The sequence below is a fragment of the Pedobacter terrae genome (genome assembly GCF_900100705.1).
GTDB lineage: Bacteria > Bacteroidota > Bacteroidia > Sphingobacteriales > Sphingobacteriaceae > Pedobacter > Pedobacter terrae.
On record NZ_FNCH01000006.1, the window covers coordinates 162,596 to 185,640 of the forward strand.

The window sequence follows — 23,045 nt, forward strand, 5'->3', positions numbered from 1 at the left end:
ATGATCTCATTTGTAACCTGCTCTATCAACGACATTCAATTCTCTTTGTTTGAAAAAAGCCTGAAAGCCACTGTGGGTACTGACTATGAGATTATTAAAATTGAAAATTCCATTTCAAATTATTCACTAAGTACAGCCTATAATATGGGCGCGGAGAAAGCGAAGTTCCCTTTCTTATGTTTCGTACATGAAGATGTGGTATTTAAAAATGATAAATGGGGGTCAAAGTTAATTAGTTTCTTCGAAAAAAATCCTCAAGCCGGACTTGTTGGTATTGCGGGTTCAACAGTAAAGACATTAACGCCAAGCATATGGGCAAATGGCCTATATGATACTGATTATTATAACCTCATCCAATACTATAAAAAAGATCATGTTTCGGCGCACCTCCGATTCAAAGAGGGACCTGAAAATTATAAGGAAGTTAAAACGTTAGATGGTGTTTTTCTCTTTACCAGGAAAGATGTTTTGAAACAACATCAGTTTGACGAAAAGCTAAGCAAATTTCATTGTTACGACTTGGATCTCTGCTTTCAGATCGGGCAAAAATTCAAAATCTATGTAAGCTATGATGTGCTTTTAGAGCATTATTCTACCGGAAGCCTAAGTAAGGATTGGGCCGAAGCTTCTATCCGACTCACTGAAAAGTGGAAGCATATTTTGCCTCTGGGCGATATAGACAGAAAAAAATTAATAGATATTGAATGGAAAAACAAAAAAGTTTTCTTTTTTCGGATGAACATTCTAAAATATCCGTTAAGTTCAATTTTATCGCAATTTATAAAATGGGGGTATTTCAAAAATTTTTCGATCTCTAAGCACTTCAACTTTTTAAAGGAATTAATCAGCCTAAAGCTGAAGCATAAGGCCAGATGACAGCGCAAAACAAAAAGAAAATTTACATCAAATGCCAGAACGGAATAAGCTTTAATACAGCAATCATCGAAATTTTTGATGAATTGACAGGTGCCTTTGAGTTTATAGAAAGTAGTAAGCCAGATTTTATTCTTTTCGGACCATATGGTAACGATTTTCCACCAAAAGGTGATTACGTCAGGATTGGTTACTTCTGCGAAAATATAATCCCAGACCTCACAATTTGTGAATGGGCATTTGGAATACCCTTAGAAGAAGAAATTAACCATTATAAATATAAGCGTATCCAGTGGCATGGGCTCAACCCCAAAAACCTGATCAAGAATCTATCAGACAACGACATCGACTATATCATTAACCAGAAGAAACGCTTTTGTAACTTCTTTTATTCCAATCCTGTTCCTTATAGAGCGCATTTTTTTAAGCTGCTTTCTAAATACAAAAAGATTGATGCTCCTGGAAAATCGATGAATAATATGTCTTCCATCGATGAAAAGTATACGGGAAACATATGGGAGCGCAAAAGGCAGTTTTTAAATGAATATAAGTTTACCATAGCATTCGAAAACTATGTTTATCCTGGCTACCAGACAGAAAAGTTATATGATTCTATGCTTTGTAATAGCTTGCCTATTTACTGTGGTGATCCTTTCGTTGGTCAGATTTTTAATACAGATAGTTTTGTAAATGTGCCTGATGATGTGAATGTATCGGATGGAGTTCTAATTAAATTTTTAGAAAAAAATGCCCAGATGACACTCACGGATATTCTTCCCCAGTTCCATAACAATATGAGGCATAGAGTTACAAGAAAAGTTAAATCAATTGGAAGAAATCTGAAAATGCGTCTCCAATTTAACAACCTGGATTTCACTCCTATTATTGAAAAAATTATAGAGATAGATCAAAATCAGGATTTATATGTCAAATACCTACAACAGCCATGGCTTAACAACAATACTGTTTCAACGAATTTGACATTAAAAAACCGCTGGTTAGAAATTTTTAATTGAACTTGGAAAATAGAAAAGAAATTACCGGAGTGCAGATCTTAAGAGGTCTGGCAGCTTTAGCCGTATTACTTTGTCATGCCTCTTTTACCCTAAGTTCTCATCCTAAAATTGCGAACATTCTGATATATGGACAATTAGGCGTACATGTTTTCTTCTTTATTAGTGGTTATATAATAATCTACTCTCTGATAAAAAATAAATATGCGGTCAGGCATTTTTTCACTTTTTTAGCTAAGAGAAGTATTAGAATAGACCCATTATATATTACTACAATTGTTTTAACATTAACCAGCTTCTGGTTATTTAGCCATTTTACATCGTTTAAAGGTAAGGTAATCCCATTTATCTTCGAACAATTTATAGCTCATATGTTTTATATAATCCCATTTACAAAATGGCCTTTTTATAATCATGTATTTTGGACCCTCTGCATAGAGTTTCAGTTCTATATCTTAATTGGGATAGTATATTTTATAAGCAATAAATGGCTGTTTAAAGCAATTCTAATATTGGCTTTCAGTTTGAGTTGTTTTAGTGACTTGCCGAATTCTTATTATCTGGTAACTAATTATGCGTCGATATTTGCAATGGGCATCAGCCTGATTGAATATCAACTATCAAAAAAGAATGTTTACATTTTGTGCTATGGCATTTGTGCAATTTTTACCTTTGTGCATTTTGATTTATTAACCCTGGGATTCGTTATTGCCTCATCTGCGGTGATCATTTTAAACAACAAAAAATATTTAGTGCTGAATTTTCTAGGAAATATTTCTTATTCGCTGTATCTAATACATCCATTGGTATTGCTTTATCTAAGTGGGATCTTCAAAAGATTTTTGCCATGGCTAATGCATGATCAATTAGTTGCACTTTTTATACAGGTGCTATTTTCAATTGCAATTGCCTATGTTTTTTATCTTCTGATTGAAAAACCATCAATTAAATGCTCAAAGAAAATCAAGATTAGTTTATAATGCATCAAGATTTGGTTTCGATTATTATTCCAACCTATAACGCTGAAAAAAATTTAGCAGAAACCATTAAATCTGCAATTAATCAGACCTGGAAGAACAAGGAAATTATTTTAGTAGATGATGGATCAACTGATCGTTCTTTAACTATAGCCAATCAATTTTCAGAGAACGGTCTAATCATCATTTCGCAAAAAAACAAAGGTGCAGCAGCGGCCAGAAACCTAGGTATAAAAAAGGCAAAAGGCAATTTCTTTCAATTTTTAGATGCCGATGACCTATTAAGTCCCAACAAAATCGAGTTACAAATGAAAGAGATTTCTGCATTTACAGGAAAAATTTCTTTGTCCAATTCTATACATTTTTTTGAAGATTCAGATCCACTCACCTGCTCACCATCTAAGACTGATGTGGATTTGTTTAAAAGCACCAAAGAACCAGCTGATTTTTTACTGAATTTATATGGTAGAAAGGGTAATGGAGGCATTGTACCCATTCACGCCTGGCTTATGCACAGAGGCTTATTAGATAAAGCAGGCTATTGGAACGAAAGCCTAAGCCTTGATGATGATGGGGAATATTTTTGTCGGGTTGTTTTAGCATCTGAAGAGGTTGTATTTGTTCAGCATACTAATGCCTATTATAGAAAATACAAATCAAATAAAAGCCTTTCTGCTCAAAATAATTTTAAAGCTTTCCAAAGTGCCTACAAAACATTGAACTTAAAGGAGGAACATTTTAAAAAGTATAAAGGAAAAGATTTTTATGCAAAAACATTTGCCGCATCTTATTATAAACTCGGCATACAGTGTTACCCAAAATACAATACATTAAGTAGCCAATGTATCGAAAGGGCTAAATACTTAGATCAAAAGTATAAACACAACAAACAATACATAGGCGGTAGAATTTCTAATTATATTGCGAACAACATCAGCTGGAAATTAGCCAGACATCTCCAGAACATTAAATCAACAATTAAATGATCGCGCTGATTACCAGCACAATAATTCCAGAAGCTTATTCTTTCTTCAATATAGAAGAGCGTTATCAACAAACAATTGATACCATAAACAATCTAAAACGAGTTGGTTTTGAGGATATTTATTTAATCGATAATTCTGTTGATGTAATTGATACGGACAGAATAAAATTAAATTCATTTCATAAATTAAATATTATCCACACTCCGCAATATAATTTTAGAAATAAGGGGCTAAACGAAGCGCTGCTTATTTTGAATCATTTATCTCATCTTCCAGATAATCAACCTGTATTCAAAATAAGTGGCCGCTACTCTCCTACAGAACATTTCAATAGGGCAATACTTTTATCAGCTCTGGCAGAGAAAGAAATCTTAGGTGTGGGCAATATTAAAAAAAGCATTAACTCTTATTTTAATACAAGAGCTTATCTTGTAAACAACAAAAGAACTTTAGAAGCTATCCTAGTATCAGCTGTAGAAGAAATGATTGCCTATGGAAGAGGTATTAATGGTTATAAGGGCTTGATTAAGTTATTAAAAACAATGTTTAGACCACAAGTTGGCACACCATTTCAAATCTCAATAGAAAGTGCATTGGCAAATATTCTAAGCGCAAAAACTAATTACAAGCTTGTAGAAAAAATAAATATCGAAGGTTTTGTGGCCGGTGCAAAAAATTTAACCTTTATATCTGAGTAAGTGATTATAATTAATGATAAACCCGGGCAACTTTGTAACCAGCTATGGTCTTATGCGCCATTTATAGCTTCCAGTTTAGAACATCAGAATACCTTTGTTACACTTTACTTTGAAGATAATTTTTATTTGTTTGAAAATTTGAATCGTTTTGAAAATATAAAATTCGGTTGGTTCAGAAAAGGCAAAATTGATGTTTATTTTAGGAAAGTCCTTTTAAGGTATATCCGGGTTATCCCTGATGGCGTTCTTAAAATCTTCAATATTCATGTAGATAAAGTGAATTGGAAAGCTGAAAACTGGGGAGATAATTTAATCAATAAAAAAAATAGCATCGTTTTTCTTGGAGCCGGCTGCCACAAAAAAAATAATTTGTTTCTAACAAAATATCATTCAGAAATTATCCAAATTTTTGAGCCAAAAAAAATATATAAGCAAAAGGTTGATCACGAATTTAGCGAAAAACTTAAAAAATTCGATACAGTTGTTGGGGTGCATATCAGGCGTGGTGATTATAAAAACTTTTTGGATGGAATTTATTACTTTGATAATAAAGTGTACTTAAAAGCTATCGAAACAATTAAAAATCAATTAGCTAAAAAGGTAGTTTTTTTATTATGCTCTAACGAGAAGTTAGACTTAAGTTTTTATAGTAATTTTGATATTTTCCAGATTTCAGAACCGAATTCAATCTCAGATCTTTATGCCTTAAGTTGCTGCAACTATATAATCGGCCCGCCGAGTACTTATTCTATGTGGGCTTCTTATTATGGAAAAGTACCACTAAAGTTCATTAAACATCCAGAGGAACCAATCAATCTAAAAGATTTCAGTGAAATTGTGGCCCAAGATACTTTTGCCAATGGAAACTTGTTAATACATGATGCGACAAGCTAAACCGTTAAATATTTTTTACCAGGAACCTGATCCTGACAGATGGATTAAATACGATCGCTACCCCAGAAAGTTTATACGAAGGATTTTTAGAGGTAAACATCAACCTGGTGGCGTTATGATGGTAGCGCTCCAATTAATGAAAGGATTGGATAAAATAGGAATTCCATATAGATTCAATGATTTTAGCTACATTAAAAAACACCCTAAAGAAATTGCCTGTATAATTGGTAAGCCTCAAGTTTTAGAAAAATTCGAATGGAAGAATCCAATTATATTTGGCGCTGGTATTTTTTCACACCCTGTTGATTGTCCGAATCTGCTGGAACTTTATCCTAACATAAAGAAAATAGTTGTACCTGGGCAGTGGATGAAAGAAGCATTTGATCCTTTCTATGGTCAAAATAAGGTAGTAGCCTGGCCAGTTGGAATTGATACGGAACAATGGAATCCCAGCATAAAGGCAAATAAATTGAGTACAGATTTTTTAATTTACGATAAGGTGAGATGGTTACATGATGAATTCGAAAAAAATTTAATTGAACCTATAAAAACAAAATTATCAGGTAAAGGATTGTCTTACGAAACGATTAGGTACGGTTATTACGATCATGAGGAACTGAAAGATAAACTATCAAGGTGTAAGGCCGTAATATTTTTATGTGAACATGAAACTCAAGGTCTCGCCTACCAACAAATGTTATCAACCGATACGCCAATTTTAGCTTGGGACAGGGGTGGTTTTTGGCAAGATCCTTCTTATTTTCCCAATAAAGTAATGTTTGGCCCTGTAAGTGCTGTTCCGTATTGGAATGACAAATGTGGCCTAAAGTTTGAAAATGTGGCGCTTTTTGAAGTTGTGCTAGATGCCTTTATCAAAAAAACTAAAGCCGAATATTTTGCACCAAGATCATACATTCTTCATAACCTAACATTAGAAATCTGTGCAAGGAAATATCTTGATATTTTTGATTCAGTAAATACATGAAAATTCTTCTAATCATGGATCCTGGAATTGCAGTGCCTCCACCTAATTACGGCGGCCATGAGAGATTGGTATACATGTTTGCAGAAGAGTATATTAAGTTGGGGCATGAAGTGACTTTATTGGCTGGGCCAAATTCAGTCATATCTGGGAAAGTATATACTTTTGGTGTAAATAATCTACAAAGGTCAAAATGGCAAAAAACAAAGGAATTGCTCTTTGTTTGGAAGTTTTTATATCAAAAACGTAAACAATTTGACCTTATTCATAACTTCGGCCGATTGGCCTATCTAATTCCAATATTAAACGGTTCTGTTAAAAAAATAATGACCTATGGTAGACCTGTTGCACAAGCAGGAATTAAAAATATAACTGCTATGGCCAATCAGCATTTGATATTTACGGCTTGCAGCAACTATTGTGTAGGTACTGGCAATGTGGCCGGAAGATGGGAAACAGTCTACAATGCCATTGATTTCTCAAAATATAAGCTCCAGAAAAACGTTGAAGCCAATGCCCCACTCATGTTCTTGGGCAGATTAGATAAAATTAAAGGTTTACATACCGCAATACAGGTTGCCAAAGCAACCGATAATAAACTATGGATTGGCGGAAATATTCCTGATACAGCAGATAATTATCAATATTATAAAGAAACATTAGAACCCCAATTTGATGGTGAGCAGATCATCTATTTAGGGGCTTTAAACGATGAGCAAAAAAATCATTACCTGGGCAAAGCAAAAGCCCTGCTATTTCCCATTGAGTGGGATGAGCCCTTTGGTATGGTAATGGTAGAAGCTATGGCCTGCGGAACACCAGTAATTGGGTTTAGACGCGGTTCGGTACCAGAAGTAATTGCCAATGGCAAAAATGGTTTCATTGTTAAAAATAAAGAAGCCATGATTCAGTCTCTACAAGAAATTACAACTATTGATCGAACTGCCTGCAGGGCATTTGCTTTTGAAAAATTCGATGTATCAATTATTGCCAAACAATATCTAAATCTATAAGATGTTAAAAAAGCTCGTATCCAGATTTATACCTGCCAAATTTATTCAAAAGCTAAAAGATGAGTTAGGCGTACCCTCACAAAGGAAAAGTTTGGAGTCACTCAAAAAATTGGGTTTTTATCCTAATTATGTACTTGATATCGGTGCTTATGAAGGAAATTGGGCAATAGATTTCAATCAAACATTCCCCAAGTCTAAAATCATGATGATTGAAGGTCAACCGCAAAAACAAGAGATATTACTGCAAAAGAAAAAACTGCTTCCCGATTCTGAAGTCAAAATTGCGTTGTTAGGGGCCGAAAATAAAACAGTTGAATTCAATATTTATAATACGGCCAGTTCGGTTTATAAGGAAGATAACGAAACGGGAGCGTCGATCGAAGAAATGCAACTGCAATTGCTTGATGATATTTTATCAGCTACTGCTTTTTGTAAGCCAGATTTTATCAAGATAGATACCCAAGGTTTTGAGCTGGAGATACTTAAAGGCGCTACAAAAACGCTTCAATCAGCAAATGCTGTTCTATTAGAAGTTTCATTTCTACATATCTACAACGGTGCACCATTGGCTGCCGAAGTGATCGCATTTATGGAAAAAAACAATTTCTTGATCTACGACATTTGCTCGTTGATGAGAAGACCTTATGATAAGGCATTATTTCAATCAGATTTGCTTTTTTTACAAAAGGATTTTCATTTAAGGTCTTCAACTAGGTGGGCCTAACGCAAAAAATAGTATTGGTTACCTCTGGTCAACCGTCACTTAACCCTCGTTTGGTGAAAGAAGCAGATAGTTTGTTTGAAGCAGGTTACGACGTTACGGTTGTCTATTTATATTGGAACGATTGGGGGACTGATTTAGATAAGCAATTACTACCCCAAAAAAAATGGAAGTCAATCCGCGTTGCAGGCGATCCAAAGAATGAAAAATGGATATATTGGCCAAGTAGAATAAGGCATAAATTAGCGAATATATTCGTATCGAAATTTGGCTATCGTTTTGGCCTACCCGAATTAAGCATTGCGAGAGGCAGCCTAAATCTTATGCGTAAGGTTAAGGGTTTAAAGGCAGATTTATATATAGCACATAATCTGGGTGCACTACCTGCAGCCATAATAGCTGCTAAAAGCAATCATGCTAAATGCGGTTTTGATGCAGAAGATTTCCATAGGCAAGAAGTTACTAACGATCAAAATTCACGAGAATTTAAGCTTAAAAAAGTTATTGAGGACAAATATCTGCCAAAGGTAGATTATCTAACTACCGCTAGCCCCTTAATCAGTGAAAATTATAAGAAATTATACCCGGCAATTCATCCAGAAACGATTTTGAATGTTTTTCCATCTGAAAGAGAACGCTTAAAAATGACGAAAAAAAATCTCAAGTTATTCTGGTTCTCTCAAAACATTGGAAAAAACAGAGGTTTAGAAGAAGTAATTAGTTCCTTAGCCTATCAGGAAAATGTTGAGCTGCACTTGCTTGGTTTTAGCATGCCATCAATCAAGGAGTATTTCAAGAAACTGTCAGAACAAAGCGCTTTTCGTTCCGAAAACATTTATTACTATGCCCCTATTCCGTCAAATGAAATCATAAAATTTGCTTCTCAATTTGATATTGGTTTGGCTACAGAAACTGGATTTCCCTTAAATCGGGATATCTGCTTAACAAACAAGATATTTACCTGCATACAAGCGGGTCAAGCTATAATTGCATCTGATACTTCTGCGCAAAAATGGCTCTTAGAAAGCTATCCAGATATGGGCTTTATATATAAAAAGACAAAGATTAACCAGTTAACCAATATCATTCAAAATTATTTATCAAATTCAGAATTATTGGAGGAACATCAGGCCAAAGCTCTAAAGTATGCCCAGAATGAGTTAAACTGGGAGCACGAAGGGAAGAAATTTCTAAAAAAAATTGTAGATACTATTGGCAAATAAAAGACTTTTAATTATTTCTCCCTACTTCCCTCCTGTTAATGCTGCAGATATGCAACGCATTAGAATGAGCCTGCCTTATTTTAAGGCCTCTGGCTGGGAAGCGGAAGTAATAATGGTACATGAAAACTATGTAGACATGGTTAAGGATCCTTTGCTTTTAGCGTGTATACCGAATGACGTACCTATACATAAAGTTAAGGCTTTACCTAAAAAATGGACTAGCAAATTTGGTTTGGGTAGTATTGCCTTACGGTCTTTATGGTCCATCCGGAAAAAGGGGAATCAATTATTAAAACACAAAAATTTTGACCTGATTTATTTCTCAACTACTCAGTTTCCTGTTTGTATATTAGGTCCTTATTGGAAACGTAGATTTAATATTCCTTACATCGTTGATATACAAGATCCCTGGCATTCCGAATATTATCAGTCCAAACCAAAGGCAGAGCGCCCAAAAAAATATTGGTTTTCTTATCGCCTCAACAAATACCTGGAACCAAAAGCATTAAAAGATGCAGATGGACTAATCAGCGTTTCTGAAGCCTATATAGATACCCTACACGAAAGGTATCCGGTGTTGAAGGAAAAGCCAGCATCAATTATTATGTTCGGCGCCTATGAGGCAGATTTCGACATTGCCAAATCCAAAGAAGATGATTTGACTATTGTATACAACAAAGACGATGGATTTAAACACTTGGTATATATAGGCAGAGGTGGCAATGACATGAGTTTAAGTTTAAATCTTCTTTTTAAGGCCTTCGCACAAGGACTAAAACATGAACCGATATTATTTAACCAGTTTAGAATGCATTTTATTGGTACCAGTTATGCTCCTAAAGGAAAAGGTGTAAAAACCATTATGCCTTTGGCCACCCAAATGGGTTTAGCTAATTATATCCAAGAGCATACGGATAGAATCGGTTTTTATGACAGTATTAAACACCTCCAGCATGCCCACGGTTTAATAATTATCGGATCCGAGCAGGCTTCTTACACCGCATCTAAGCTCTATCCATATATATTGGCAAAGAAACCCCTTCTAGGGATCTTCCATCAGGAGAGCAACGCCTATAAAATTCTTTCTGACTGTCGGGCTGGTCAGGTAATTGGTATCACTCAAGGATCGGAGGCTGTCTATCAAACTTTCAGGTCTTACATTGAAGACGTTACTGTTTCGAAGCAGCCATTAACAAACTGGGAAGCCTTTAAACCTTTTACTGCCTCTTATTTAACAGCAAAACAAACAGCAGTTTTCGAACAGGTTATCAATCTTTATCAACAAAAGCGATAGTGAGCAAACTAGCGATCATTACCACGCACCCCATACAATATTATGCGCCAGTATTTAAACTGCTCGCTCAAAAAATACAGCTGCGGGTATTTTATACTTTGGGCGAACAATCAGTATCACAATATGATCATGGCTTTGGTCAGCAAATTGAATGGGATATCCCTTTGTTAGCGGGTTATGATTATCAGTTTTTGGAAAATATTTCAAAAAGTCCCGGCACCCATCATTTCAATGGCATCGTCAACCCTGAGATTTGTGAAGTGGTGCAGGATTTTAAACCAGAGGCTATTTTAATTTATGGATGGGCGTGGAAAAGCCACTTAAAGATCTTACGTTTTTTCAAAGGTAAAATCCCCGTTTACTTTAGAGGAGATTCTACTTTGATTGATCAACAAAGAAGGTTTAAGCGTTTATTGAGGAAATATTTTCTTAAATGGATTTACAATCACGTTGATAAAGCTTTTTACGTTGGTACAGCCAACAAAGCCTATTTTAAACATTTTGGTCTAAAAGAAAATCAATTGATTTTTGCACCACATGCCGTTGATAACGATAGATTTGCAAAAGAAAATATCGTAGCAGCAGAAGCGCTTAGGACAAAACTTCATATCCAAAGCGATGAAATTTTAATACTTTTCGCCGGCAAATTAGCACCTAAAAAAAATCCTGAACTTTTGCTGAATGCTTTTATAGATCTTAATTTAGAACACACCCATTTACTTTTGGTTGGAAACGGGGTTTTGGAAGGGATATTAAAGGGAAAAGTTGAGGGGTTAGCAGGTGGTAGGTCTTTCGACTACGCTCATGATGATCATCTAACTAAAAAACAGGATGACGGCGATAGAAGTTCGGAGTTGAGGGCTATGAGTTGGGAGGATAGTGTAAAAAAAAGAATCCATTTTATGGATTTTCAGAATCAAAGTCAAATGCCTATGGTGTATCAAGCCTGCGATTTATGCTGTCTGCCTTCACAAGGCCCTGGAGAAACCTGGGGATTGGCCGTAAACGAAGCTATGGCTGCCGGAAAGGCAGTATTGTTTTCGGATAAGGTTGGCTGCGCGGCTGATCTTGTCAACCCGGGAGTTAATGGACAAGTATTTAAATCAGGTGATTTAACTGATCTGAAACAAAAACTTAAAGTACTAACTGAAAATAAAACTAAATTAGCCCAAATGGGATTGGCTTCACAGGAAATAATTAAAGATTGGTCCTTCAAAAAACAAGTGGACCAGATTGTTGATGCCATCCAAAATGAACATGCAAAATAATAATCCTACTAAACTGATATTAACGTTATATTTTCCGGTTTTGATCTCTTATATGTTGATCAATAGCCCGATCATCTCGTATTTTGTGGCCTGGTTTGGTTCTCTTTTTATTTTTTATACCACGATATTATCTCCGGCAGCGATTATTAAAACCGATCTACCGATCTATAAACAAATTATGCGGCCCATATTTCTGCTGCAACTAATTTTTGCCGGTTTTATGTGTGTTACTTCTATATTTTATTTTATGGATCACTTGGGGTACCGGTATTTGACAGAAATTAATTACGGCGCCCAATTTAAAGAAAATGAACAAACCATCTTGATAGCCAGCTGTCAGCGGATGAGTTTGCTCGCACATGCCGCATTGGTTACGGGTATGCTGTTGGTTCAAAAAAACAGCATTAGGCTTAAAAGCGCGAAAACTTTTGAAAGTGATGATTTCCTCATCTGGCTTAGTATCATTGTATTTGGTATTGGGTCATTAACACAACGTTTCCCTAGCCTTAACCAAATTGCCATTCCGCTTACTATAGTTGGTATCTCATGCGCAGCAGTGCTATTTGTTAAGGGGGTTAATACCAAAAACATGAAATACCTGGGCATTGGTGCCAGCATTTTTATCATTAACTTTTTACATGCCTCCCTGTCAGGTTATAAAGAACCTATTATCATCAACATGATTGTAATTGCGTGTGTATTTTTTCCCTATTATAAAAAACTCATCCTTTATTTAGCTATCCCGGCCGCTTATGCATTACTTTATTTTTTACCCACCTACAACAATACCGTTCGGCAGAGTTGGAGCGGTGAGGTAAGCGCAGAGGAAGCACAAGATCAAGCATTTGAAAACCTGAATTCGAAAAATAAGGAACAAATTGAAGAAACGAATTGGAGTTTCTTAACCAGAAGGTTAAGTGAAATAGAAATGTTTACACAATTTGTAGATTATGTGCCCAGCCACCGCCCATATTACGACTGGGAAATAATAGAAAGTTCTTTGGAAGGATTGATTCCTAGAATTTTCTGGACCGGAAAGCCCAATATGGAAACTGTTTCTATGCAAAGGGTTTACGATGCTGGTGTGGCGCATCAAATGTCATCTGTCTCCGCAAAAACACGACCTGTTGTAGATGCCTATTTAAGTTTCGGTATCCCTGGCGTTTTCTTTTTTATGTTCCTTTATGGCATGTTGGTACAACATTTATCAGATAAAGCTGAAGAAATATTTGGTGGTTACGAACTGGGCTGTGTAATCATGTTCAATAGTATTTTCCAGGGACTTTGGCGGGGCAATAATTTCGAATTTATGTTCAATAACATTTTTTGGGGTTATGTGATCATGTGGTTTCTGTTTGCTTTGCTGAGGACAATAAAAGTATTAAAGCCGGTGTTTGATTAGCTATTTGAATTGGTTTAACGGTTAGGGTTATTTGAATAGCATTTTAGACGAAAAATTGAAAGTAATTCATATTACAGCTTCTTATAAGCCAGCCTACATTTATGGTGGGCCAATACAAAGTGTTGGAAAATTGTGTGAGGCATTGGTTAGTTTAGGGGTTAGCGATAAAGGGTTAGGGACCGATGATTTGCAGGTATTAACTACTACAGCTAACGGGACAAAGGAGTTAGATGTAAAAATTGGCGCTCCCATTTTGATCAATGGTGTAAGCGTTACTTATTTTAAGCGCCAAACAAAAGATCACAGCCATTTCTCGCTTGGGTTGTTATTCGGGCTCAGGAAAAGGATCCTTCGTAACCATCAGGATGACAGCAATAACGAAATGTCCAAACGCCAAACGCCAAACGCTAAACTCCTTATACACATCCATGCCTGGTGGAATTTAGTTTCGGTATTGAGTTGCTTCGTTGCAAAGTGGTATCGCGTTCCTGTAGTACTTTCCCCCCGCGGCATGCTTACCTCCTACACGCTCGGTAATCGCAATTCCTTATCAAAAAAAATCATTCATGCCCTACTCGGCAAACAGTTGTTAAAATATTGCCACATCCACGCCACCAGCGAACAGGAAAAGAAAGATATCCTTAAAATAATTACACCAAAAAGCATTACTGTTATTCCTAATCTGGTCAGTTTTCAATTTCCCGTTTCCAATATTCATAAACTTATTAACGATACATTTCATCTGCTCTTCCTCTCCCGCATTGAAGAGAAAAAAGGACTCGAATTACTTTTTGAGGCTTTGGCAATCGTAAATATACCCTGGCTATTAACCATTGCAGGTACAGGAAAATCAGAATATGTACAAAGTTTAAAGCGTAAAGCAAAGGAATTAGGAATTCATGAACAGATTACCTGGATTGGACAGGTAAGTAATGAGGATAAATTTAATTTATTGGCCAAACATGATTTAACAGCCCTCACCTCTTATAATGAAAACTTTGCCAATGTTGTAGTAGAAAGTTTAAGCGTAGGTACGCCTGTACTGATCAGTAAATTTATTGGTTTGGCTGATTATGTTGCTGATAAAAACCTGGGATGGATTACCGGACTAAATATTGAAGAAATTAAAACGGGAATCCTTTCGGCATATCATGATATTGAAAAAAGAAAAGAAATCAGAATCAATGCAGCTATATTAGTGAATACTGATTTTAACGATGGTGCCCTGGCTGAACAATACGTGGAATACTATAAAAATGTTCTTTTTACTCCATTTCCTTTAACCTAAAATGAACCCAAATTTTAGCTTTGTCATTTTAACTTTTAATGAGCAGATTCACCTGCCCAGATTGTTAGCTTCTATTAAAGCATTAAATGCACAAATATTCATTCTGGATAGCGGAAGTACTGATGAAACCTTGAAAATTGCAGAAAGTTATGGGGCAGAAGTAAAACAAAATCATTTTATAAACCACCCGAAACAGTGGGATTTCGCCTTAAAAAACTTTAAAATAGAAACACCCTGGACAATTGGCCTTGATGCGGATCAGATGGTTACCCCTGAACTTTTTGAAATGCTCGCTAATTTTAATGATAATGAACATCGTGATATCAATGGTATTTATTTTAACCGGAAAAACTTTTTCCAGGGGAAATGGATCAGATTTGGCACTTATTATCCTTTTTATCTTTTAAAGATGTTCAGAACGGGAATTGGTTTCTCTGATCTTAACGAGAATATGGACCACAGGTTTATTGTTCCGGGAAAAACCGAAATCTGGAAAAAAGGCTGGATTTTGGAAGAAAACCTAAAAGAAAACGATATTTCCTTTTGGAAAGCCAAACATGAACGTTATAGTAATCTGGTAGCGCAAGAGGAGGTCGAAAGGATGTTAAAGCTGCGTATGCAAAGTTTAAAGCCTGATGTATGGGGAAGTCCTGATGAAAAGCGGGCCTGGTTAAAACAATTGTGGTGGAAACTTCCACTCGGATTCCGTCCTTATCTTTACTTTGGCTACCGGATGTTTTTTAAACTCGGTATATTTGAAGGCCGCACCGGGATTAAATTTCATTATCTTCAGGGTTTCTGGTTCAGGAAAACAGTAGATAGAAAAATCAAAGCAATAAAAAAGCAGAAATTACACTTGTAAATGCCGATTAGATATGATCCAAGGACAAGCCAAAAAAGAAGCGAATAAAAAGGCCATTAAATTTTTGGTTATACTCTTTATATTGTACATCCTGTTTAGCCAGGGCAATTTGTTCATGCATAGTGTAATGACACCTGGTTCAAAATTCTACAATGCCTATATTGCCGACCACTTTAACTATATCCAGGGTTTAAAAACAGCATTAATCGTACCCGCCGTATGGATTATTAAAGCGTTTGGCTTTTATGCCATCTATAACGAAATGGATGTAATGGTGGTTGCCGGACCTTACCTCCGAATTAACTATTCTTGTCTAGGACTTGGTGTAATGAGTTTTTTAGCTGCATTTGTACTCGCATTTCCAACTTCATGGAAATCAACCCTTAAAATGCTGTTTATCGGCATCTTAACCATTTACATACTCAATATATTACGCATTGCAGGATTAGGTATTTTATTGGCAGTTTTTAAATCGCAGCGGAACAATTTCACCTACCATCACGAAATTTTTAATATCATTGTGTATATATGTGTATTTACCATGCTTTATTTTTGGATTAAAAGGAACAATAAATCAAAAACAGTTCAGCCATAAGCTGCACCGCTAAAAAAATATTTTGTTAAAAACACAACTTCATAAAAACTTTAATACGGGCAATTTTAAAATTGGCGCCAGCAAACTGAAGCAATTCTTGTGGTATTTTACCAACATTTTTTTCTTTAAAAGTGGGCTAATGCCAATCAGTCCAATACTCGTACTTATATTACGGTTATTCGGAGCAAAAATAGGGCAAGAGGTCCGCATAAAACCTGGTATTTATATTAAATATCCATGGAAACTGGAAATTGGTGATTATAGCTGGCTGGCAGATTGTTATATAGATAACCTGGATCAGATCAAAATCGGTAAAAACTGCTGCATTTCACAACAAGCCGTGCTCATCACAGGAAATCACAATTATACCAGTACCGATTTTGACTTAATAACTGGCCCCATTGTGCTTGAAGACGGTGCCTGGCTTGGTGCCAGCGCCAAAGTTGGCCCTGGTGTAACCTTCCGTAGCCATGCGATTTTAACGATGGGAAGTGTTGCAACGAAAAACTTAATGCCCTATAGCATTTACAAGGGTAACCCTGCAATAAAGGTTAAAGACCGTGTAATGGAAGCTTAATAGCATATTCATAATTAAAAAACCAAGCGGATTGCCAAACAGCAATCCGCTTGGTTTTTTGCGATTTCCATAAGTTGATTTATATCAATAGCTGAAGAATTCTTTAACCTTCAAAAGTACTTTATTTAAAAAATTATCAAGACATTTGCATAGTTAGTCGCATCAAACCTTTTTAAGTTAGTAAAGTTCAAATTAATGAAGAATAAGTATTCCTTATCCTCCAAACTTATCTTAATTACATTTTTAATTGGGATAGTAAACTTGTTTTTCTATGATTATGAGAGTACGCAAGAATTTGTAGTACTTATCTTAATCCTCATCATGCGCTATGTGCTCTTTATCCTTATTAAAAGGCGGTTTGAATGGAGCAAATATCTTTTAGTACTTATTATTTTAAGAGGCATCCATCGTTTATTTATTGTGTTTTCAGCTGTAGATGCCAGCCAGGTAACCAAAATAAACCTGATATTGCAATTAGTGTTGTCCATAATGGCTTTTGCACTCCTGTTTATTTTTCCGAAAATGAAAGAGTGGATGAATGATAGAAGAAAATATTTTTCTCCAAATACAGTAACAAATCCACAACATTAGTTTGTTCTATTTCTTACCAGAATCTACGCGATCAAGCAAAACATGCTGACCGATTTATTGCTGATTTATCTTTAATCAAGCATGGTGAGCAACATTAAATCGATCATATTTAATGAAAAATGGTATCCTAAACCGCCCCAACTACTTTATTTCAGCGAAAAAGCCTATAATTGCCTATAAAGCAAATAACATGAATGTCATCCTCGCCTCTACCTCCACACTCTTCGGCGGCAATTACCTCGAATACCTAAAAGATGAGTTAATTACACTCTTTGCCGGAATAAATGAAATTATTTTTATCCCTTTTGCAAGGCCAGGAGGTATTTCGCATGAAGAATATACGATTAAAGCACGAGATTTTTTCGCTCAACTTAATATTGGCGTTAAAGGCCTGCATGAATTTGATAATCCCGTTAGCGCAATCAATGAAGCCAATGGATATTTTACAGGTGGGGGAAATACCTTTTTGCTGGTAAAAACACTTCATGATCTGGGTATAATGGCGCATCTGAGTGACAATATCAGAAAGGGCAAACCTTATTTGGGCTGTAGTGCAGGAAGCAACATCGGCGGACTAAATATGAAAACCACCAATGACATGCCTATTGTTTATCCTTCTTCTTTTGATTGTATGGGTTTGGTTCCTTTTAACCTTAATCCTCACTATCTGGACCCAAATCCGGAATTAAAACATAACGGAGAAACCAGGGAAACCAGGATTATGGAATTTCTTACACAGAATAACGTCAAAGTAATAGGCTTACGCGAAGGCAACTGGATCAGAATATTGGGTGACAAAATCACTACAGAAGGCAGTGAAAATACCAGGATTTTTGAAGCAGAAAAAGCCCCATATGAATGTCCGCCCGGCAGTTCGCTATTGTAATTTATTATACGGCCAGCTATAAATAAACACAAATTGCTACAAGTTATGATAAACTTAACATCATCAACTTGTAGCAATTATTTTTATACTGTGTTTAGAAAGGACGATCCTAAAATATTTTTAATTATGCTACCACAGCATTGGTCTTTTTTCGCGAACGCAGGTATATCACCAATCCGCCAAAAGCTACAATTAATATGATGGGGATAATTAATGTAGCCCGCAGAATTTCAGGACCCGCCAGATTTTTGGCATTCGCCAGCGCCAGCGCATATTCAGAATTTTCAGGCGCTTTTAAATAAGCATCAAACGAGGCACCAGCTGGTAGATGTTTAACAATCAGGCTATCATAAAAACTACCCATAAACATCGTATAAACAGAAACCGCAAACATCCCGGCACCGCCCATTAGGTTTAAGCCAAGTGCGCCCGATTTAGGAACATTTTCAGCCACAAAACCGATCATAGTTGGCCAGAAATAACACACGCCGATACCGAAAACAATTGCGGCGAAAAAAACTGAATTTCCTGTAAAAGTGCTCAGCATATAAAGTCCGGCCGCAGCAAATATGGCAGATAAAAGCAGTACACCCTGAGGAGCAAGACGGTGTACCACAGGCTCGGCAAAACCTCGTCCAATTACCATGATACCCGTTGTAAGCGTAAGTAATAAAATGGCATTGTCTGTCACATTTTTAAGCAGTAAGCCTATCCATTGCCCTGTAAATAACTCCGTAATGGCCGTACCGAACATGCAGATAAACATAAAAATAAACAAGGGAGAAAGTACTGCTTTATACATATCTGAACTGGAATAACCAGATGATACCCTTTCGGTAACAGGAAAATCCAGTTTTGAAAACAAGTATCCGTAAATTAAGGTAGGGATAATCATCATTGCCACCTGCACCTTCCAGCCTAACCCGAGATGAACAAACAGGGTAACCAGCAATGTACCGATTACAATGCCTCCAGGAAACCATAAGTGGAAATGATTTAACTTAGTTGTTTTATTCTCCGGGTATAAAGAGGCAACCAATGGATTACAGGCAGCCTCTACAGTACCATTGGCAATACCAACAAGCAGCGTGGATAAAAACAGGCTCCAGTAACCCTGCGCAAAAATGGTAAGGATAATCCCGGCCAGGTGAAAGATAAAGGCCATGACCAGCAAACGTTTCATGCCGATCATATCAACTACAAATCCTCCGACCACAATGGCGAGTGGGAAACCCCAAAAGGCAGCAGCCGTAATGGTGCCCAATTGGGCAGTACTTAATTGAAAATCGACTCCCAGTTGGTTCATGATTCCGGCGCGGATACCGAAAGAAAGGGAGGTGACGAGTAAGGCAAGGCAACTTGCCCAGAATAGTTTTGAGGTTTGAATGTTAAGCATAAGCTCAGATTTAGTTTATAATTGGTTTAAATTTTAGAATAAAGTAAGATTTTTAGCAAAAAATCTCATCTACAAATACTATGTCCTGCTATTTTAATAGGAACCCAGTTTTTTAAACCAGTCTGCTAATTTAGTGAGTTGGCGCTCCTCCATTTTTATTGGAATATTTGGTTTTGTAACACGCAAAAAAGCAATGTTATCATTAGATGATGATCGTTAAACGCCATAATAATAAACAATTGAATCGATTAATGCAATGGCTAACGATAAACTTTGTTCTTTTGCCTGTGAGATCTGATCAGTTAGCGGATTGAAAATACGATGGTGTTACGGAACGATAAATTTGATTTTCTCCGTGTTAATCTATAAATTGAGGCGGAATCTTACAACTCCTTTAATCGTTATGAAAAGATATCTTTTTATTATCCTTTTAGCAATCTCTTTTTCTGTTCATGCACAGCCTAACGCCGCGAATTACAAATATATTATTGTACCAGAGAAATTCAGTTTTCTCAAACAGATTAACCAATATGGCTTAAATACCCTTACGAAAGCTTTTTTTGAAGATAAAGGTTTTAGGGTATATTTTGACAATACTGAAATACCCGAAGAAATTGCAGCTGACAGATGTAAAGCACTGGTAGTAGACCTGCAGGAAAAAAACAGCATGTTTGTGACCAATGTCAGCCTGTTACTTAAAGATTGTAAAGGCGCTGTAGTGCTAAAGAGCAAGGAAGGTAAAAGCAGGGAAAAAGAATATGCAACTTCTTATAATGATGCCTTAAGAGACGCTTTTACATCTTTTAACGATTTGAAGTATGTAGCAGGTAGCCCCACCCCGACCACCAGCGCAGTACCATCCAATACGAACACGGAGACCAAAACAATACCTGTACCTGCTGATCAGCCTTTGGCTACCAAAACAGAAAAACAAGAAGCGCTATTATATGCGCAAGCAATAAGTAATGGCTACCAACTGATCGATGCAACACCAAAAATTGTAATGACCTTACTCAAAACCTCAGTTGAGGATTGCTATATTTCGAACAACGGAAACGCTAACGGCATCGTTATAAAAAAGAATGGAACATGGTTTTTCGAATATTATAAAAACAACGTTCTGGTTTCAGAAAAACTATCCATAAAATTCTAGTCTCTATATTTTAGGAATCAAGCCAGAAAAATACAATTTAGCAGCTTTTTGATTAAAGAAAAGTGTTTATACTATCTAATGAAAAAACGCTGTACCAATTCCTCCCATTCCTGCTCCAATGATAATTGCGGCCTTTTCTCTCCTGCTTTGGCGTACCAATAATCTGCATTCCATAAATCGCCTTCTTTACGGTATAGGTAGGCATGAATGCGGGCAGAGGAAGTATCGCTTAAATGGTCAACCTGGTTATGGGCAGCATTCCAATCTCCTTTAGCATCGTACCAGAGTGCCCGAAGCTGAACAGAAAAATGGCTATCCGGACTGTCTTTTTCTAATGACTTTTTAAATTCAGCTATATTCTTCATTATCTTCTGATTTGTTTTTAAAAATTATACAAAATAAACGTAAAACTCCTATTAGGCATCTGTTTTTTTTAATTAATATTTTGTGGCCTTCCACACTTAGAATTAATAACACAAAATCTTGAATAACAATCACTTAAATAATAGAAAATCACTTTATGATGTTCAATTAATGTCCTATTTTTGTAATCTGCCTCCCCAATTTAAAAAACCATCTTCTGATAAACTTGTTGTAAAAATGGGCTCAGGTTACGAATGGCCCCTTTAAAAAAAGCAATTATGGATTCAGGAACTATTGTATACAGCAATTTAGAAGAGCTCTCAAAAAGTAATTATCAATTAACAGACGGCGAGGCCGACATTAAAGGATGGCCAGTAAGAAATGAAGCAGGTAATTCAGTTGGAAAGGTGCGCGATCTCCTGTTTGATCCCGAGCAAAATGCAATTCGCTACGTAATTGTGGAGCTTGTTGATATGGGGGAAGATTTGGATGAAAAAGCTGTACTGATACCTATTGGTCTTGCAAATTTAGGTGAAGATAAAAAAGAGGTTATTTTACCGGATATTCACCTAGATCAATTCAGGGCAATGCCAAGATATATTATTGGTGAGGTTACTCCTCAAATGGAAAATGAGATTCGCTACATCATCGGAAGCCCGGCGGCATTGCGAATGGAAGATGAAATTGTAGAGATAGACCGTGCAAACTTTTATCGTCATCACCATTTTGATCGGAATAGTTTTCCTGATCAAAATCCTCGCAATCAGGATACTGATCCATTAATTTAACAATTAGATCGGAATTGATGTAGATGCATCGATAACAGACTTATCATCTAACAAAACGGGAGCTTTCGATCAGAAAGCTCCCGTTTTGTTTTAAATTTATTTATTCGCCCCTTCCTATAATAAAGTTTAATTATTTAACCGTGGCTAATCGTGATCATAACACCCCTTCAAAAAAAGACCATCGTTGGCCCGATTTTTAAACCCGTTCGTCGAGAATTAAGCTGTGTTGGTATAATTAAGGATTTTCTGCTGCAACGTTTTGTATATAACGACGTCTTATCTACAAAACAACAACAAAATATACAAAAATATAAATAACAGCATTATGAAAACCTCCATCAAAACTTTAACAAAATCAGTGTTAGCAGCAATCATTTTAACTTCTGCTATTTTTTCAACAAATGTAATGGCAGGCGAGAAACAGCCAATCAAAATGTCGGCACCTAAAAATATCAGCAAGGTTATTGTTAGTGGAAATGTAGAAATTACATTAATACAAGGACAAAAAGAAAGTGTAAGCTATAATGATGATAACACCGGTAGCGTTAAAGTGATGCAGGACGGACATGCACTAAAAATCACTTCAGTTGATGGGAATGTAGCAAAGATTACCGTGTATGTAAAGAATATCTATAGAGTGCAGGCTTCCGAAAATGCAGTAGTAAAAACTACAGGCAAACTGGATACAAAATACCTGCAATTATTCTTAAAAGGAAATGCTGTGGCAGAGATAAACTCCAATACAGAAAGTTTATATACTGTAATTGAAGGGCGTGCAGATTTAAAATTAAGTGGTGCAACTCAAGAACATATCCTGGTAATGGGAAGCACGCCAAAACTTAATCTAGACAGATTTGCTGCGCTGAAAACGCAAATGAGCTCACCAGCAGCCGAAACAACACAAACTGCTTCGTTAGCAAAATAATTACTTAATAAAATTGAAAAAGGCGGCAAAAATAATTTTGCCGCTTTTTTTTGTTCAATGTATTGGCAAAAGTTAGGCGCTATATATTTTCTTAGCTCTGCTCAATATAACAGCTTTCTACAGTACTGTCATCAGCTAAAATGTAACCTGTTGAATGTAAATTAGACATTCGCCATCTGCATGTATTCGCTATTATATTAGCCATAAAGAAGTCAATTCTAATCCCTATTTTTGAAAAACTAAATGCCTCATAAAAGATATATTCAATACTGCTTAA

24 protein-coding genes are annotated in these 23,045 nt (G+C 36.1%); 22 read left to right on the forward strand and 2 right to left on the reverse strand.

Annotation, left to right across the window (positions count from 1 at the left end):
• The 19 genes from BLR60_RS09855 to pepE all read left to right on the forward strand — a co-directional run bounded on the left by BLR60_RS09855 (position 1) and on the right by pepE (position 18,143).
• Positions 1-876, forward strand: coding sequence for a glycosyltransferase (locus BLR60_RS09855; RefSeq protein WP_090499269.1), 876 nt, complete (start codon positions 1-3; stop codon positions 874-876).
• The gene (locus tag BLR60_RS09860) at positions 873-1,889 is read left to right on the forward strand and encodes a glycosyltransferase family 10 domain-containing protein (protein ID WP_090499271.1); all 1,017 of its coding nucleotides are present in this window, start codon (positions 873-875) and stop codon (positions 1,887-1,889) included. Before BLR60_RS09855 ends, BLR60_RS09860 begins: the two co-directional genes overlap by 4 nt.
• A gap of 2 nt (positions 1,890-1,891) precedes the next feature.
• Positions 1,892-2,866: an acyltransferase family protein gene (locus tag BLR60_RS09865; RefSeq protein ID WP_167354715.1), complete on the forward strand. Its 975-nt coding sequence runs from the start codon at positions 1,892-1,894 to the stop codon at positions 2,864-2,866.
• On the forward strand, positions 2,866-3,849 hold the full coding sequence (locus BLR60_RS09870) for a glycosyltransferase family 2 protein (RefSeq protein ID WP_090499275.1): 984 nt from the start codon (positions 2,866-2,868) through the stop codon (positions 3,847-3,849). The genes BLR60_RS09865 and BLR60_RS09870 overlap by 1 nt, the downstream gene beginning before the upstream one ends.
• Complete coding sequence (locus tag BLR60_RS09875) at positions 3,846-4,547, forward strand: hypothetical protein (protein WP_090499277.1); 702 nt, start codon at positions 3,846-3,848, stop codon at positions 4,545-4,547. The genes BLR60_RS09870 and BLR60_RS09875 overlap by 4 nt, the downstream gene beginning before the upstream one ends.
• The gene (locus tag BLR60_RS09880) at positions 4,548-5,441 is read left to right on the forward strand and encodes an alpha-1,2-fucosyltransferase (RefSeq protein ID WP_090499279.1); all 894 of its coding nucleotides are present in this window, start codon (positions 4,548-4,550) and stop codon (positions 5,439-5,441) included.
• Between the two features lie 136 nt (positions 5,442-5,577).
• Positions 5,578-6,426: a glycosyltransferase gene (locus BLR60_RS09885; RefSeq protein WP_208600614.1), complete on the forward strand. Its 849-nt coding sequence runs from the start codon at positions 5,578-5,580 to the stop codon at positions 6,424-6,426.
• Complete coding sequence (locus BLR60_RS09890; protein ID WP_090499281.1) at positions 6,423-7,436, forward strand: glycosyltransferase family 4 protein; 1,014 nt, start codon at positions 6,423-6,425, stop codon at positions 7,434-7,436. The genes BLR60_RS09885 and BLR60_RS09890 overlap by 4 nt, the downstream gene beginning before the upstream one ends.
• Before the next feature lies 1 nt (position 7,437).
• On the forward strand, positions 7,438-8,160 hold the full coding sequence (locus tag BLR60_RS09895) for an FkbM family methyltransferase (protein WP_090499282.1): 723 nt from the start codon (positions 7,438-7,440) through the stop codon (positions 8,158-8,160).
• A gap of 53 nt (positions 8,161-8,213) precedes the next feature.
• Positions 8,214-9,380, forward strand: coding sequence for a glycosyltransferase family 4 protein (locus BLR60_RS09900; protein WP_143009056.1), 1,167 nt, complete (start codon positions 8,214-8,216; stop codon positions 9,378-9,380).
• The gene (locus BLR60_RS09905; RefSeq protein ID WP_244155630.1) at positions 9,370-10,674 is read left to right on the forward strand and encodes a glycosyltransferase; all 1,305 of its coding nucleotides are present in this window, start codon (positions 9,370-9,372) and stop codon (positions 10,672-10,674) included. The genes BLR60_RS09900 and BLR60_RS09905 overlap by 11 nt, the downstream gene beginning before the upstream one ends.
• The gene (locus tag BLR60_RS09910; protein WP_090499284.1) at positions 10,674-11,942 is read left to right on the forward strand and encodes a glycosyltransferase family 4 protein; all 1,269 of its coding nucleotides are present in this window, start codon (positions 10,674-10,676) and stop codon (positions 11,940-11,942) included. Before BLR60_RS09905 ends, BLR60_RS09910 begins: the two co-directional genes overlap by 1 nt.
• Positions 11,932-13,344: an exosortase Y-associated Wzy-like protein gene (locus tag BLR60_RS09915; protein WP_143009057.1), complete on the forward strand. Its 1,413-nt coding sequence runs from the start codon at positions 11,932-11,934 to the stop codon at positions 13,342-13,344. The genes BLR60_RS09910 and BLR60_RS09915 overlap by 11 nt, the downstream gene beginning before the upstream one ends.
• Before the next feature lie 31 nt (positions 13,345-13,375).
• The gene (locus tag BLR60_RS09920; protein WP_090499288.1) at positions 13,376-14,632 is read left to right on the forward strand and encodes an XrtY-associated glycosyltransferase XYAG1; all 1,257 of its coding nucleotides are present in this window, start codon (positions 13,376-13,378) and stop codon (positions 14,630-14,632) included.
• Position 14,633: 1 nt separating this feature from the next.
• On the forward strand, positions 14,634-15,494 hold the full coding sequence (locus tag BLR60_RS09925) for a glycosyltransferase family 2 protein (RefSeq protein ID WP_090499290.1): 861 nt from the start codon (positions 14,634-14,636) through the stop codon (positions 15,492-15,494).
• Positions 15,495-15,507: 13 nt separating this feature from the next.
• On the forward strand, positions 15,508-16,089 hold the full coding sequence (gene xrtY, locus BLR60_RS09930) for an exosortase Y (protein WP_090499292.1): 582 nt from the start codon (positions 15,508-15,510) through the stop codon (positions 16,087-16,089).
• 22 nt (positions 16,090-16,111) lie between these two features.
• Positions 16,112-16,666, forward strand: coding sequence for a WcaF family extracellular polysaccharide biosynthesis acetyltransferase (locus BLR60_RS09935; RefSeq protein WP_090499294.1), 555 nt, complete (start codon positions 16,112-16,114; stop codon positions 16,664-16,666).
• 195 nt (positions 16,667-16,861) lie between these two features.
• The gene (locus tag BLR60_RS09940) at positions 16,862-17,257 is read left to right on the forward strand and encodes a hypothetical protein (protein ID WP_090499296.1); all 396 of its coding nucleotides are present in this window, start codon (positions 16,862-16,864) and stop codon (positions 17,255-17,257) included.
• Between the two features lie 112 nt (positions 17,258-17,369).
• Positions 17,370-18,143 (forward strand): dipeptidase PepE, encoded by a 774-nt coding sequence (gene pepE / locus BLR60_RS09945; protein ID WP_244155631.1) that lies wholly within the window; start codon positions 17,370-17,372, stop codon positions 18,141-18,143.
• Between the two features lie 124 nt (positions 18,144-18,267).
• Here pepE and BLR60_RS09950 read toward each other — a convergent pair whose 3' ends face one another.
• Positions 18,268-19,539 carry an MFS transporter gene (locus BLR60_RS09950; RefSeq protein WP_090499298.1) on the reverse strand — a complete coding sequence of 424 codons (1,272 nt, stop codon included), beginning with the start codon at positions 19,537-19,539 and terminating at the stop codon, positions 18,268-18,270.
• 403 nt (positions 19,540-19,942) lie between these two features.
• Here BLR60_RS09950 and BLR60_RS09955 point away from each other — a divergent pair, with 403 nt between their 5' ends.
• Positions 19,943-20,692, forward strand: a complete 750-nt coding sequence (locus tag BLR60_RS09955; RefSeq protein ID WP_090499300.1) for a hypothetical protein — start codon at positions 19,943-19,945, stop codon at positions 20,690-20,692.
• 71 nt (positions 20,693-20,763) lie between these two features.
• Here BLR60_RS09955 and BLR60_RS09960 read toward each other — a convergent pair whose 3' ends face one another.
• The gene (locus BLR60_RS09960) at positions 20,764-21,057 is read right to left on the reverse strand and encodes a hypothetical protein (protein WP_090499302.1); all 294 of its coding nucleotides are present in this window, start codon (positions 21,055-21,057) and stop codon (positions 20,764-20,766) included.
• A gap of 252 nt (positions 21,058-21,309) precedes the next feature.
• On the opposite strand from BLR60_RS09960, the gene BLR60_RS09965 reads away from it, so the two are divergent.
• Both BLR60_RS09965 and BLR60_RS09970 read left to right on the forward strand, forming a co-directional pair.
• Positions 21,310-21,843 (forward strand): PRC-barrel domain-containing protein, encoded by a 534-nt coding sequence (locus BLR60_RS09965; RefSeq protein ID WP_090499304.1) that lies wholly within the window; start codon positions 21,310-21,312, stop codon positions 21,841-21,843.
• Between the two features lie 325 nt (positions 21,844-22,168).
• Positions 22,169-22,768 carry a GIN domain-containing protein gene (locus BLR60_RS09970; protein WP_090499306.1) on the forward strand — a complete coding sequence of 200 codons (600 nt, stop codon included), beginning with the start codon at positions 22,169-22,171 and terminating at the stop codon, positions 22,766-22,768.
• The last annotated feature ends 277 nt before the right edge of the window (positions 22,769-23,045 follow it).